Below are 13,610 nucleotides of genomic sequence, written 5' to 3' on the forward strand. Positions count from 1 at the left end.
ATGCGATTCCCGGAGCGCCGGCCCCGGCCAGCCCCCGTCGCGCCCGAGGTCGCGGAGATCCCGCTGGGGATCCGGCGCGCCGCCGCCTGGTCCTGGCGCCTGCTGCTGATCATCGCCGGATGCTGGGTGGTCCTCCAGGGGATGTCGCACATCCAGGTGATCGTGATCCCGGTGCTCGTGGCCGTGCTGCTGGCCGCCCTGCTGGGGCCGATCGTCACGCTGCTGGCCCGCCACACCTTCCTGGGGCGCGGCAGCGCGGCGATGATCGTGCTGATCGGTCTGATCCTCGTCGTCACGGGCATGTCGACGCTCGCCGGCCAGCAGCTCCTGGCCCAGTACGCGGACATCGAGGACAAGGCCGTCAGCGGCTTCGTGCAGCTGTCGGCCATCGTTGTCGAGCGCCTGCATCTGGACCAGCCGACGATCGCCAACGCGCAGCAGGCCCTCCTCGACAAGCTCCAGTCCAACTCCCAGCAGCTCATCCAGGGGGCGCTGACCGGCGTGGAGACGCTGGGCTCCGCGGTGACGGGCACGCTGATCGCCCTGTTCACCCTGTTCTTCCTGCTCAAGGACGGCGAGCTCATCTGGCGGTGGATCCTGCGCCTGCTGCCGCGCCGCTCCCGCGTCGTCACGCACGAGGCGTTCCGGCGCGGCTGGAGGGCACTGTCGGCCTATGTGCGCACGCAGATCCTCGTGGCCACGATCAACGGGACCGGCATCGGGATCGGCATCGCCGCCCTCGGCCTGGGCTCCTACGGCGTGCCCGTGTTCCTCATCGTGTTCCTGTTCTCGTTCATCCCGCTCATCGGCGCCGTGGTCTCCGGCATCATCGCCGTGCTGCTCGTGCTCGTGCTGAAGTCCTGGGTGTTGGCGCTCGTGATGGTCGCCATCGTGATCGGCGTCCACTTCATCGAGGCCGACATCCTCCACCCGTTCATGATGGGCCGCGCCGTGAGCCTGCATCCGCTGGGCGTGTTCCTGGGCGTCGCGCTCGGCGCCGAGACCGCGGGCATCGCCGGGGCGCTGTTCGCCATCCCGCTCGCCGCCTTCCTCAACGCCACCATCCTGCAGTTCTCCGGTAACGACCCCAACCCCGAGCTGGGCGTGGACTCCCGGACGGCCGCCTTCGTCGCCGCCCGCGCCAAGGACCTGCGCGGCGTGAACCTGACGCTGCCGGGGCTGTCGCGCCGAGCACCGCGGCCGCCGCGGCGCTGAGCGGACTGCGGTGCTCAGCGGACTGCGGCGCTGAACGGGAGACGAGGCGCTGCGCAGGAGCCCGGCTGGCCGGGATGAGCCGCTGCGCTATGGCGGGCGGCCGTGGTGCTCGCTGCACGACGAGGGCCGCTCCACCGATCGGTGGAGCGGCCCTCGTCGTCACGCGGGGGAGAGGCGGAACGGGACCGAGCCTCGGCCCTCGTCACCTCAGGCCTTGTACGGCTTCGCCTCAGGCCTCGTGCGGTGCCGTCTCAGGCCTTGTACGGCTTCGCCTCAGGCCTTGTACGGCTTCGCCTCAGGCCTTGTACGGCTTCGCCTCGAGGATCTTGACCGCGAGGGAGGCGCCGGTCGGGGCGGTGTAGTCGATGGTGTCGCCCACCTTCGAGCCCTCGATGGCCGCGCCGAGCGGCGAGTCGGTCGAGTACACCTCGAGGTCGTCGCCGTCCGCGATCTCGCGGTTGCCCAGCAGGAAGGTGCGCTTCTTGCCGGCCAGCTCGATCGAGACGACCATGCCGGGCTCGACCACGCCGTCGTCCTTCGGGGACTCGCCCACGACGGCGTTCTTCAGCAGGCGCTGGAGCTCCGCGATGCGGGCCTCCATCTTCCCCTGCTCCTCGCGGGCGGCGTGGTAGCCGCCGTTCTCCTTCAGGTCGCCCTCGTCGCGCGCGGCGGCGATGCGCTCCGCGATCTCCGTGCGGCCGCGGCCCTCGAGATCCTCGAGCTCCTTGGACAGACGGTCGTAGGCTTCCTGGGTGAGCCAGGCGGCACCGGGCTGTGCGCTCACGGTCCACTCCTTCAGGTCGTCGATGGTCGGGACGCGATCGGGCGGGGTCTGCCGCCAAGGAAAAAGCGGAGCACATGTGCTCATGCGCCCCGCAGGATCACGTCACCGTGGTGGATCGCGCCATTCTACATGCGGGCCGCGGTGGGCCCTCTCAGGCGCGCAGGGCGCGTTCGGGCGTCCGCCACCACATCGGAGGGCGGTCAGGCGCGCTCGCAGTCGACGACCTCCGCGGAGACCGCCTCGCCCTGCGTGGCGATCTCGACGGTGTGCAGCGACTGCGCCGCGTCCTGCGCGGGGATATCGACCTGCGCGAAGCCCACCTGGCCGCGCGTCGAGTTCAGCGCCTGCACGCCGCAGCTCACCGCGGTGCCCGGACGGGCCGTGACCTGGAACGTCAGGGAGATCGCGCCGGCGTCGGCATGCTCGTAGGAGACCGTGTCCGCGCGCACCGGCTGGTCGGCGAAGCGCAGCCCCACGAACACCGTGGCGGCGACGAGGATCGTCCCGGCGATGATCGCGACGATCCGCCCGCGACCCCCGTCGGGGCGGCGACCGTATCGGGCATCGAGGCGCTCGGCGCGCGTGAGATCGCTCCGGCGCTCGGAGGAGGGGCCGACGGTGTCATCGGGCGCAGCGGTGGGCATGGGGCCAGTGTCTCAGAACCATCGCCGGGCGATCGTGCCGGTCGATCGAGCCGGCCGATCGATCCGGAGCGAGCGGGCGGGGGCCCGGGGCCGCGCTCGACCGCGTCGGGAGGGGGAGCTCGACCGCGTCACTCCTCCGCGCGCGTGCAGGCGCGTGGCGTAATCTGCCGGAGGCCGTCCCCGTCCGACGCGCCGATCCTGCACGATCCGAGGAGCCCCGTGACCCAGACCGCGACCGCGCCATCCGCCCCGCTGCGGATGGTCGCCGTGCACGCCCATCCCGACGACGAGTCCTCCAAGGGCGCCGCCTCCATGGCGCGCTACGTCCACGAGGGCGTGCAGGTCACCGTCATCACGTGCACCGGCGGAGAGCGCGGGGACATCCTGAACCCCAAGATGGCCGAGGACCCGGAGGCGCTCGCCGACCTCCCGGCCGTGCGCCGTCGCGAGATGGCCCGTGCCCAGGAGATCCTCGGCGTCGACCACGAGTGGCTTGGCTTCGAGGACTCCGGCCTGCCCGAGGGCGATCCGCTGCCGGCGCTGCCCGAGGGGTCCTTCGCGACGCTCGAGCTCGACGTCGCCGCCCGCCCGCTCGTCGAGGCGCTGCGCCGCCTGCGCCCGCAGGTCCTCACCACGTACAACGAGAACGGCGGCTACCCGCATCCGGACCACATCATGACCCACCGGGTGTCCATGCGGGCCGTCGACCTCGCCGCGGACGGGACCTTCGCGCCCGAGCTCGGCGAGCCCTGGGAGGTGCTGAAGGTCTACTACAACAACGACTTCTCCCGGCAGCGCTTCGCCGCGATCGCCCGCTACATGACGGAGCAGGGCATGGGGTCGGCGGAGCTGGACGCCTGGCTCGAGCGCTTCGACGAGCGCGACGACCGCCTGCTGACCACCCGCGTGGACGTGCGCGACTACCTCGCGATCCGCGACGAGGCCCTGCGGGCGCATGCGACCCAGGTGGACCCCGACGGGTTCTTCTTCGCGGTGCCCCATGACGTGCTGGACGCCGCGTGGCCCACCGATGACTACGAGCTGCGGATGTCGCGCATCGGCGTGACCCTCCCGGAGACCGACCTGTTCGCGGGGATCCGATGAGCGCCGCCCTGGTGGCCCTCGCCGCGACCGCGCTCCCGGCCGAGACGCTGACCGTCCTGGCCGACGGCCCCTCCGACGGGGGCGAGGGCTTCACCCCCACCAACGTGACGCCGGGCGTCACGGGGTTCATCGTCGTCTTCCTCATCGGGGCGGCGACCGTGCTGCTCATCGTCGACATGACGCGCCGCATCCGCCGCATCCAGGCCCGCGAGCGCGTGGCCGAGCGCCATCGTCTCGAGGCCGAGAGGATCGTGGACGAGGACGCGGACGGCAGCGCGGTGGGGGCCGGGAAGGACGATGGCGAGGCGCCGCTGGACGGCGGCGCGGCCGAGTCGGACCGCGACGACGACGGCTCGGCGGAAGGGCCCGACGCGCGGGACTGAGCGCTCAGGGCTGCACCGGGCTGTGCCCTGGCAGGTTGCGGTTCAGCGCACCGCGAGCACGACCGCCGCGAAGTGGCAGGCGAAGGCCGCGACCGTGAACGAGTGGAAGATCTCGTGGAAGCCGAACCAGGTCGGAGAGGGGTTCGGGCGCTTGAGGCCGTAGACGAGCGCGCCGAGCGTGTAGAGGACGCCGCCGGCCACGATCAGCGTCACGACGGTCCAGCCGCCGCCCGCGAGCATCTGCGGCATGTAGAACACGGCCACCCAGCCCAGAGCGACGTAGGCCGGCACGTACAGCCAGCGCGGCGCACCGGTCCAGAAAAGGCGGAAGGCGACGCCGACTGCGGCACCGGCCCAGCAGATCGTCAGCAGGGTGATCCGATCCCGGCCCTCGAGCAGGGCGACGGCCAGCGGCGTGTACGTGCCCGCGATGATCATGAAGATGTTGGCGTGGTCGAAGCGCCGCAGCATGAGTGCATGCTGGGGCTGCCAGGTGCCGCGGTGGTAGGTCGCGCTGATCCCGAACAGCAGGCCCGCGGTGGTCACGAACACCACGCAGGCCAGGCGCGTGCCGAGATCCTGGCCGACGGCCACGAGCAGCAGACCGGCGATCATCGCGGTCGGGAAGGTGATGAGGTGGATCATCCCGCGCAGGCGCGGCTTGGGCAGCTGCGCGCCCAGGGCATTGGCGCGGCGGAGGGCGGCCCGGTGCATGCCGGGGCTCACCGCGTCGGGGGCGAGCGGGTCCGCGGTCGCGTGAGCGCCGTCGCGACCGCTCCGCATCGTGGCGGATCCGCCGTCGAGGATAGAGTCGCGCGCGTCGTCCGAGGCGTCGTGCCCGGTGTCCGGAGCGTCGGGCGCGGCGCCGTCGCGGATGCTGTGAGTCGTCATGACGCCACCGTAACCTACGGTGCCGTAAGGAGGAATGGGGTCCGGCTGCCGGATGCTGCCGGGGCGCGGTCGGGGCGTGGGCGCGCCGTACCCTGGGCGCTGCTGCGATGCCGCCGTGGTGCTGACGGGGTTGCAGGATGCGGAGGTCCCGTGACGATCCGACGGCGAGGCCCGGTCGGCCCGCGAGGGGTGCCCGCCGTCGGGAATAATGGCGCACCTCAGCCGCGTCGTCGACAGCTCAGTCGAGTCGGCGACCGCGGCGGGGGACCGCCGAGCGCGGCCGGGATCCGCAGGCATCGGCGGGGAAGCCGCCGACAGCGGTGGGGAGCGGGCGGCAGGCCCGCAGGGACGACCGGACGGCGGACGACGAGGAGGGGCGCATGACCCAGGCCCGCGACGAGGAGCTCGAGGCTGCGCTCGATGCCGCGCTCGAGGGCTGCGCGCTGCCCCGCCACATCGGCGTCATCGTCGACGGCAACCGCCGCTGGGCCCGCGAGGTGGGCGTCTCCACCGCCGAGGGCCACCGCGAGGGCGCCCGCCGGATCGCCGACCTCCTCGACTGGTGCGACGAGCTCTCGATCCCGCTGGTCACCGTCTGGATGCTGTCGACCGACAACCTCTCCCGCCCGCCCGAGGAGCTCGAGGCCCTCTACGGGATCATCGCCGACGCCGTCGAGCGCTGCGCGGGCGCCGGCTACACCGTCCGGATCGTCGGCCGCTCCGAGCTGCTGCCCGCGCGCGTCCATGCGCGCCTCGCCGCGATCCTCGACGCCGCGCGCCCCACGCGGGACCTCCACGTGAACCTCGCGATCGGCTACGGCGGCCGCCAGGAGATCGTCGACGCCGTGCAGGCGATCCTGCGCGAGGGCGCCGCCTCCGGCCTGGACGCGGACGCCCTCGTCGACGCCGTCAGCATCGACGCCGTCTCCCAGCGCCTCGACACGCACGACCAGGCCGACCCCGACCTCATCATCCGCACCTCCGGGGAGCAGCGGATGAGCGGCTTCCTCCTGTGGCAGTCCGTCCACTCCGAGTACTGGTTCTGCGAGGCCAACTGGCCCGCCTTCGCGCGCGCCGACCTCCTGCGGGCGCTCGCCGACTACTGCGCCCGCGAGCGCCGCTTCGGCGGCTGACGCCCCGGCGCTCGGTCGGCCCCGGCGCTCGGGCGACCGCAGTGCGTGGGCGACCGCAGTGCGAGGGCGACCGCAGCGCGCGGTCGCTGACGCCGCGCGGGCCCGTCGGCCAATGGCGGGTGACGTTCGCGTGAACCTCTCGACCCGGTGCGCGGGGCGCGGCGCAGGGCGGGCACGGCCCGGGGTTAGCGTCGCGGAAAGCAGTCGATCACCGGAGGCCCCCATGGACGACACCGCAGCGCTCGACCTCGACCACGGCACGCATGGTCACGACATCGGCGGGGCGGAGGTGGGGGCCTCGACGCTGGCACCGGAGCAGCGACTGCCCGACGGCGCCGCGCCCGTTGTCCCCTCCCTCGGTCCGGAGCAGGGAATCCTCGAGGGCCTGGGCACCGAGACCCTCACCTACGTGCTCGACACGTCCGTGCTGCTGTCGGACCCCCATGCGCTGATGCGCTTCGCCGAGCACGACATCGTGCTGCCGATCGTCGTCATCACCGAGCTCGAGGCCAAGCGCCACCACCCCGACCTCGGCTACTTCGCCCGCCAGGCCCTGCGCATCCTCGACGACCTCCGCGAGCGCCACGGCGACCTCTCCGCGCCGCTGCCGATCGGCGTCGACGGCGGCCACGTGCACGTCGAGCTCAACCACCAGAGCGTCGCCTCGCTGCCCGATGGCTTCCGCCTGGGCGACAACGACACGCGCATCCTGGCCGTCGCCAAGAACCTGCAGCTCGAGGGGCGGCGCGTCGTGCTCGTCTCCAAGGACCTGCCGATGCGCATCAAGGCCTCGGCCTCCGGCATCCACGCCGAGGAGTACCGCGCCGAGCTCGCCCGCGACCGCGGCTACACCGGGATGGTCACCGCGGCCACCGACGAGGGGTCGATGAGCGCGCTCTACGACGGCCAGCGCATCGAGGTCCCCGAGATCGCCCACCTGCCTGTCCACACCGGCGTCACCCTCGCCAGCCCCCGCGGCAGCGCGCTGGGCCGCATCGTCCGCGGCGGCTCCGTGCGCCTGGTGCCCGGCGACCAGACCGTCTTCGGGATCGCCGGGCGCAGCGCCGAGCAGCGCGTGGCGATCGACCTCCTGCAGGACGAGTCCGTCGGGATCGTCAGCCTCGGCGGCCGCGCCGGCACCGGAAAGAGCGCCCTGGCCCTGTGCGCCGGCCTCGAGGCCGTTCTCGAGCGCCGCACCCAGCGCAGGATCATGGTGTTCCGGCCGCTGTACGCCGTGGGCGGTCAGGAGCTCGGCTACCTGCCCGGCGACCAGAGCGAGAAGATGGGGCCGTGGGGCCAGGCGGTGTTCGACACCCTGGGCTCGATGGTCTCCCAGAACGTCATCGACGAGGTCCTCTCGCGCGGTATGCTCGAGGTGCTGCCGCTGACCCACATCCGCGGGCGCTCCCTGCACGACGCCTTCGTGATCGTCGACGAGGCCCAGTCGCTCGAGCGCAACGTGCTGCTGACAATGCTGTCGCGGATCGGCCAGAACTCCCGCGTGGTCCTCACCCACGACATCGCCCAGCGCGACAATCTGCGCATCGGCCGCTACGACGGCATCGCCAGCGTGGTCGAGGCCCTCAAGACCCATGAGCTGTTCGCGCACGTCACGCTGCAGCGCTCCGAGCGCTCGAAGGTGGCCGAGCTCGTCACGCACGTGCTCGACGAACCGGTGCTCTGACGGCCGACGCCGCGCTCCGCGCTGTGCTGTACTGGGCGGGGCGCCGGGTGGGAAGCGCCGACGAACGGACACCACGGTGAGGGGCGGCCTGGACGGGACCGGGATGGACGGACGAGGAGCGGGCGGACCCGCCCTGGGCGCAGTCGGAGGACAACGAGCCGAACGGCTCTGATGCGCCGCTGAGGGTGACGGTGCCCGGCAGAGGCCGGACCGCCCGTGCGCACCGGCCGGTGCGGCCCCTCCCCGTCGGACCGATCACGGGCCTGGTGCGCGGCATCGACGATCTGGTCGCACGACTGCGTCACGGGGCCTGGGCGGCGATCGTTCTCGCCACCCTCGAGGCCCTGCTGCTGCCCGATCACCTGGGGGATCTGCTGCTGGTCCTCGGCCTCCTCGTGGTGCTGGTCCCGGCCTGGGCGCTCGCTCGCGCTGCCACGGCCTGGGCGCTCGCTCGCGCTGCCACGGCCTCGCTCGAGCTCGCGGCGATGCGCTCCCTGGCCGCCCGCACCGCCGAGGAGGCCGCGCCCCCGATCATCGAGCGCCACCGTCTGGCCAAGGGCCCCATCAGCCGGCTGCGGGACATCGTGGGTGGCACTGTCCTCGTGACGGTGGTGCTCGCGATCTCCTGCATCGGCTTGGGGCTCGGGACGAGCGAGGGGTTCCTCGTCGTCGCGGCGCTGCTGGCCGTGGTCGCCGTGGTCGGGATCGTGATGATCGTCGTTCTCTCGCCCCTGCGGCGCGGCGAGCGCGACCGCTGGGAGGAGGTGCGCATGCGCTGGCCCGGCCCGATGCCGGTGCCCACGGCGCACCCGCTCTCGCTCGTGGACCGAGCGATCGAAGACTCGCTCCTGCGGCGGGTCCTCGCCTGGACGATCCGCGGCATCGTGATCATCCACCTGGTGTGGTGGGTGATCCTGCCAGAGACCCTCAGCGAGCTGTTCTCCCCGGCGCGCACCGCGTTGGGCTGGGCCCTGCTCCTGGCCGTGGCGCTGGCCGCGGGGGAGCGGTTCTGGGCGCTCGCCCGCGACGCCTACCGCCGAGCGGAGGCCGTCCGGGACGTCGTCGGTGTCGCGCAGGACCGGGCTGCGCGCGGAGAGGCCCCCTCGGCGGAACGGGCCGCGGCGCAGGAGATGCTCCGCGACCGCCACCCCCTGCGTGCGCTCGGCACGCTGTGCGCCGCCGCCTCCGGCGCCCTGGCGGTCCTCGCCCTGGCGGTGCCGTGGCGGGACCTGGTGGTCCTGCGCTTCGGAGCGTCCCTGCCCATGATGATGCGGATCCCGGAGTGGGCCACGGCCTTCCCGGGGCCGCTGCTCGACGGTCCTCGGGGGCTGCTGGCATCCGCCGGCGTGCTGGGGCCGGCGCTTCCGGTGGACCCGGCGCTTCCGGTGGACCCGGCGCTGCCGGTGGACCCGGCGCTGCCGGTGGACCCGGCGCTGCCGGTGGATCCGGTGCAGCGGCTCTGCTGGGGCTGCTCGCACTGGGCCTGCTCGTCGCGGCGCGTCGGGCTCTCGCCAGCCATCGGACCCGGCTGTACGAGGCCTGCCCGCAGCTCGATCCGGTGCTCGGCAAGCGCCGCGTGGTCTCGACGGACGAGGACGGCAGCGAGCGGACGTCCTGGAAGACCCTCTACTCGCGCGGCTCGCCGCCCGTCGCCCAGGAGAAGTTCGCCGAGGAGGCGCTGGACACGCCGCGGTGAGGCGGTGCTCCCGCGGGACTGGGTGCTCCCGCGGGGGTGCAGGACAGGCCGCGGTGAGGCGGTGCTCCCGCGGGTGTGGGAAGTAGTGCAGCTATACGTGCGCATAGGCGCGTAGAGGGCCTATCGGTGCGCATACGTGCATCGCTTCCCACGACCCTGCGGTGGGCTGCCGACGGGCCGCCTGCTATGCACCGATCGTGCCCCGTTTCCTCCCCGATGCGCGGCTGTCCCCAGCACTGGATGCGGTGGTGACGGCGGCACGCCCGCCCTGATCGACTGCCCGCATACGGATCCCGGGGATCATCCATCGCAGCGACCTGGCTGCTCGCGGCTGCGACCGCAATGCGGTGCGTCGCCTGCTGCGTCGCGGCGCCATGCGCTATGTCGCGCCCTGGTATGTGACGGAGGAGGCCCCCGCTGACCTCGTGGATCTCCTCGCCCGGGGAGTGCGCCCGACCTGTCTCGACGCCGCCGCCCTGCACGGCCTCTGGGTGCCGATCGATGATCGCGTCCACGCCTTCGCGCCCCGGACCGCTCGAACGCTCGCGGTCGATCTGGGGATGGCGCGGCAGATCCGTCGGCGGCGCGATCACGAGACGGGGATGCGCACCGACGTCGCGGGTTCGCGGCAGGGCCCGGTCGTCCTCCACGGGCCGGTGCTGCAGGCCTGGCCGACGCTCGATCCGGTGCCCGATCTCGACTTGGTCCTGTCCCACGCGGGGCGCTGCCTGCCGGTGGTCTCCGCGGCGATCCTGTTCGAGTCCTCCGTCGAGACGGGCGCACTCGCGCTCGGCGAGGCGCAGAATATCGTCGCGTCGCTTCCGCACGGGCGGCGGCGTGCCCTGTCGCGCATCCGCGGCGATGCCGAGTCCGGGACGGAGACCTTCGTGCGCTGGTGGTTCGAGAGCAGGCGGTTCGAGGTCCGCAGCCAGGTCTGGATCGCCGCGGACCATCGGGCGGATATGCTGGTGGGCAGGTCCTGGATCATCGAATGCGACAGCCGGGCCTTCCACGACGACCCTGCGCAGTACCGGAAGGACCGGGAGCGCGACCTCCGGTCTCGGGCGCTCGGGTACACGGTCACGCGGCTGACCTGGGAGCAGGTCTTCGTGACGTGGGACCAGACCGAGCAGGCGCTGCTCGCGGTGCTCGCCCGCGGGGACCATCGGCGGGCGCTGCCGGGGAGGTGAGCGGTGCCTGGATAGGGACCAGAGGCCTGCGCCCTCGGTACTTTCAGCGGTCGGAGCGCGCGCCCGTCGGGGCGCCCCTGGGTGCTCGCCCGGCCGGCTGCCGCCGGAGCCGCAGCGCGGGTCTACGATGCGCGAGTGGACGCAGGCGCCGATGACCGGCACGAGAACGATCACGGCGCGGAGCGCGACGATGACTGGACCGCGCTTCTCGGCCGGGATCCCGCGGTGGCGGCTGCGGTCTGGGCGCGCACCGTCGATGCCGCGGACTTCGCCGACGACGACGCGGTGCTGCGGCGGCTCGAGGCGATCATGGCGTCGGAGCGTGCCCCCATCGCGCAGAATATTGCCGACTACCCGCAGCGCGTGCGGGCCACAAGACCGTCGTTCGTCATCGACGAGTACGGGCAGTTCCGGACTCGTGCGGCAGGAACCTTCATGGTCTGCCTGGCCATCACCTGGATCCCGGCAGTCGGCGACGAGATCGGGGAGCTGCGCCAATGGACGCTATGGGTCTGCGTTGCTCTGGCCTGGACCCTCGGAGTCTCGCTCTGGACGGCGTGGCGATGAAGGCGGGACGGGAAGCCGTTGTCGATCCTGGCGATCGCCACTGGGGCAGTGGGCCTGGTGACCGCGTTCCCGTGGGCGACTGACAGATTCATTCCTGCGAGTCGTGTGGTCGGGGCCGAGTCGGCCGTGTTTCTTGCGAAGGCCTGTGCGGTGGTGAGCCTGCTGCTGGTGCTCTCGGTGCTGCTCAGAAGCGACTGCCGACGCCTTGACGTGCTCAGGATGCCGTGGGTCTCCCGTCGGTCGCGACCCCAGGTGCTTCTGCACCAGCTTGATCTCATCGAGGATGTTCTCGCTGATCCCGCGGCCGCGAGGGCCTCTTTGCCGTTCCGGTGGAGTGGGCCGGACGGCGACGGCCTGGTCGCCGTCCGGAACGGGGCGATCCGGAACCTGGAGCAGCGCGGGATCGTGTCGCACGCCTCGGCTGAGGCGGCCGTACAGCGTCTCCTCCTGCGCGCCGGTCGGCCGCTGGATCCCGTCGGCGATGCATTCGATGAGGACGACTCACGGTGGAGGCGCTGGCGGGAGACGCGGGGCTCCTAGCGGACGCGGTGCGTCCGGCACAGCAGGGGAGGCGGCCTCACTGCTCGCAACCACGGCATGATCTGCTCGGGCGTGATGTCGCGGGGCAGCGTCAGGTCCCAGATCGGATCGAGTGTCGGGTACGCGGCGAGGAACTCGTCCCGCGCAGCGTGGCGACCGGCCTGGTGCGCTCCAGCGGCATGACGACGCCGGCCCCGACCCCATCGGGGTCGGGGCCGGCCAGGGCGGTCATGTGCGCGTCAGGCCTTCGGCGAGGTCATCGACAGCACGTCGAGGGCCTTATCGAGCTGGTCCTCGGTGAGCTCCCCGCGCTCGATGAAGCCCAGGGCGATCGTCGCCTCGCGCACCGAGATCTGCTCGGCTACGGCGTGCTTGGCGATCTTCGCGGCGCTCTCGTAGCCGATCAGCTTGTTCAGCGGCGTCACGATCGACGGCGACGCCTCCGCGTAGAAGCGGGCCTTGGACTCGTTGGCCACGAGGCCGTCGACGGTCTTGTCGGCCAGCACCGTCGAGGCGTTGGCCAGCAGGCGGATCGACTCCAGCAGGCTCGTGCCCATCAGCGGGATCTGCACGTTCAGCTCGAACGAGCCCTGCGCGCCGCCCCAGGCGATCGCGGCGTCGTTGCCGACCACCTTCGCGCACACCATCAGCACGGCCTCCGGGATCACCGGGTTGACCTTGCCCGGCATGATCGAGCTGCCCGGCTGCAGATCGGGGATCGCGATCTCGCCCAGGCCCGTGTTGGGGCCCGAGCCCATCCAGCGCAGGTCGTTGCAGATCTTCGTCAGCGACACGGCGATCGTGCGCAGCGCCCCGGACATCTCGACCAGACCGTCGCGGGCGCCCTGCGCCTCGAAGTGGTCGCGCGCCTCCGTCAGCGGCAGGCCGGTCTGCTCGCCGAGTAGCTCGATCACGCGCTGCGGGAAGCCCGCGGGGGTGTTGATACCGGTGCCCACCGCGGTGCCGCCGAGGGGGACCTCCGCGGTGCGCGGCAGGGCCGCCTCGACGCGCTCGATGCCGTAGCGGATCGCGGCCGCATAGCCGCCGAACTCCTGGCCCAGCGTCACCGGGGTCGCGTCCATGAGGTGGGTGCGGCCGGACTTCACGACGTCCTTCCACGCGCGCGCCTTCGTCTCGAGCGAGGAGGCCAGGTGGTCCAGCGCCGGCAGCAGCGTCCCGGTGACGGCGGCGGTCACGGCCACGTGCACCGAGGTGGGGAACACGTCGTTGGAGGACTGCGAGGCGTTGACGTGGTCGTTCGGGTGCACCTGCAGGTCGTCGCCCGAGGCCAGGGTCGCCAGGACCTCGTTCATGTTCATGTTCGAGCTGGTGCCCGAGCCTGTCTGGTACGTGTCGACGGGGAACTGGGCGTCGTGCTCTCCCGCGATGACGGCGTCGGCGGCGGCGACGATCGCCTCGGCCACGGCCTGCTCGAGGACGCCCAGCTCGCGGTTCGCGCGCGCCGCGGCCTTCTTGACCTGCGCGAGGGCGTGGATGTGCGCGGGCTCGAGGCCCTGGCCGGAGATCGGGAAGTTCTCGACGGCGCGCTGGGTCTGCGCGCGGTACAGGGCTGATGCGGGCACCCGCACCTCACCCATGGTGTCGTGCTCGATGCGGTACTCGACGTCGTCGGCGGGCGTGGTCATGAAGGGACTCCTCGGGATCGTCGTGGTCGCGGGGGCGCGGCCGGGGGATGGACGGGGGCCTGTCTCTTAAACACAACTGACGCTGCCGACGAAGAGGATAGTGTAGATCTCGGTGGTCGCCGTATCATTAAAA

Annotated in this window: 13 protein-coding genes; 9 read left to right on the forward strand and 4 right to left on the reverse strand. The window is 72.2% G+C overall.

The genetic code is table 11. From position 1 onward, the window contains the following. Positions 1–1,215: an AI-2E family transporter gene (locus FM110_RS04640; protein WP_087103111.1), complete on the forward strand. Its 1,215-nt coding sequence runs from the start codon at positions 1–3 to the stop codon at positions 1,213–1,215. Between the two features lie 295 nt (positions 1,216–1,510). On the opposite strand, the gene greA is transcribed toward FM110_RS04640, so the two are convergent. Further along, a complete protein-coding gene (greA, locus tag FM110_RS04645) occupies positions 1,511–1,999 on the reverse strand; it encodes a transcription elongation factor GreA (protein WP_087103113.1) in 489 nt (162 codons plus the stop codon). Positions 2,000–2,199: 200 nt separating this feature from the next. Then, on the reverse strand, positions 2,200–2,643 hold the full coding sequence (locus FM110_RS04650; protein WP_087103115.1) for a DUF4307 domain-containing protein: 444 nt from the start codon (positions 2,641–2,643) through the stop codon (positions 2,200–2,202). A gap of 219 nt (positions 2,644–2,862) precedes the next feature. Between FM110_RS04650 and mca the strand changes: the two genes are divergently transcribed. Continuing rightward, entirely contained in the window at positions 2,863–3,747 is an 885-nt protein-coding gene (gene mca, locus FM110_RS04655) for a mycothiol conjugate amidase Mca (RefSeq protein WP_407641026.1), read from the forward strand. Further along, entirely contained in the window at positions 3,744–4,130 is a 387-nt protein-coding gene (locus tag FM110_RS04660; RefSeq protein WP_087103118.1) for a hypothetical protein, read from the forward strand. Before mca ends, FM110_RS04660 begins: the two co-directional genes overlap by 4 nt. Positions 4,131–4,172: 42 nt before the next feature. Here the strand turns inward: FM110_RS04660 and trhA are convergent, their stop codons facing one another. Next, positions 4,173–4,844 carry a PAQR family membrane homeostasis protein TrhA gene (gene trhA / locus FM110_RS04665; RefSeq protein WP_407641027.1) on the reverse strand — a complete coding sequence of 224 codons (672 nt, stop codon included), beginning with the start codon at positions 4,842–4,844 and terminating at the stop codon, positions 4,173–4,175. 557 nt (positions 4,845–5,401) lie between these two features. Here trhA and uppS point away from each other — a divergent pair. The 6 genes from uppS (at position 5,402) to FM110_RS04700 (ending at position 11,831) form a co-directional block, all read left to right on the forward strand. After that, the gene (uppS, locus tag FM110_RS04670; protein WP_087103120.1) at positions 5,402–6,154 is read left to right on the forward strand and encodes a polyprenyl diphosphate synthase; all 753 of its coding nucleotides are present in this window, start codon (positions 5,402–5,404) and stop codon (positions 6,152–6,154) included. 451 nt (positions 6,155–6,605) lie between these two features. Further along, entirely contained in the window at positions 6,606–7,838 is a 1,233-nt protein-coding gene (locus FM110_RS04675; protein WP_234991911.1) for a PhoH family protein, read from the forward strand. Between the two features lie 230 nt (positions 7,839–8,068). Then, positions 8,069–9,649, forward strand: a complete 1,581-nt coding sequence (locus FM110_RS14730) for a hypothetical protein (protein ID WP_143276259.1) — start codon at positions 8,069–8,071, stop codon at positions 9,647–9,649. Between the two features lie 232 nt (positions 9,650–9,881). Further along, entirely contained in the window at positions 9,882–10,724 is an 843-nt protein-coding gene (locus tag FM110_RS04690; RefSeq protein ID WP_234991910.1) for an endonuclease domain-containing protein, read from the forward strand. Positions 10,725–10,859: 135 nt separating this feature from the next. Beyond that, on the forward strand, positions 10,860–11,291 hold the full coding sequence (locus FM110_RS04695; protein WP_087103125.1) for a hypothetical protein: 432 nt from the start codon (positions 10,860–10,862) through the stop codon (positions 11,289–11,291). A gap of 57 nt (positions 11,292–11,348) precedes the next feature. Beyond that, a complete protein-coding gene (locus FM110_RS04700) occupies positions 11,349–11,831 on the forward strand; it encodes a hypothetical protein (RefSeq protein ID WP_143276260.1) in 483 nt (160 codons plus the stop codon). Between the two features lie 239 nt (positions 11,832–12,070). Here FM110_RS04700 and FM110_RS04705 read toward each other — a convergent pair whose 3' ends face one another. Then, positions 12,071–13,477 (reverse strand): class II fumarate hydratase, encoded by a 1,407-nt coding sequence (locus FM110_RS04705; protein ID WP_087103129.1) that lies wholly within the window; start codon positions 13,475–13,477, stop codon positions 12,071–12,073. Between the last annotated feature and the right edge of the window lie 133 nt (positions 13,478–13,610).

Origin of the sequence: Brachybacterium nesterenkovii (assembly GCF_900163655.1) — a bacterium.
Classification (GTDB): Bacteria; Actinomycetota; Actinomycetes; order Actinomycetales; family Dermabacteraceae; genus Brachybacterium; species Brachybacterium nesterenkovii.

Bases quoted from the DNA above. Each gene is read 5' to 3' on its own strand.
- FM110_RS04640 (WP_087103111.1), top strand. From the start codon at position 1: ATGCGATTCCCGGAGCGCCGGCCCCGGCCAGCCCCCGTCGCGCCCGAG.
- FM110_RS04650 (WP_087103115.1), bottom strand. From the start codon at position 2,643: ATGCCCACCGCTGCGCCCGATGACACCGTCGGCCCCTCCTCCGAGCGC.
- FM110_RS04660 (WP_087103118.1), top strand. From the start codon at position 3,744: ATGAGCGCCGCCCTGGTGGCCCTCGCCGCGACCGCGCTCCCGGCCGAG.
- trhA (WP_407641027.1), bottom strand. From the start codon at position 4,844: ATGCACCGGGCCGCCCTCCGCCGCGCCAATGCCCTGGGCGCGCAGCTG.
- uppS (WP_087103120.1), top strand. From the start codon at position 5,402: ATGACCCAGGCCCGCGACGAGGAGCTCGAGGCTGCGCTCGATGCCGCG.
- FM110_RS04675 (WP_234991911.1), top strand. From the start codon at position 6,606: ATGCGCTTCGCCGAGCACGACATCGTGCTGCCGATCGTCGTCATCACC.
- FM110_RS04705 (WP_087103129.1), bottom strand. From the start codon at position 13,477: ATGACCACGCCCGCCGACGACGTCGAGTACCGCATCGAGCACGACACC.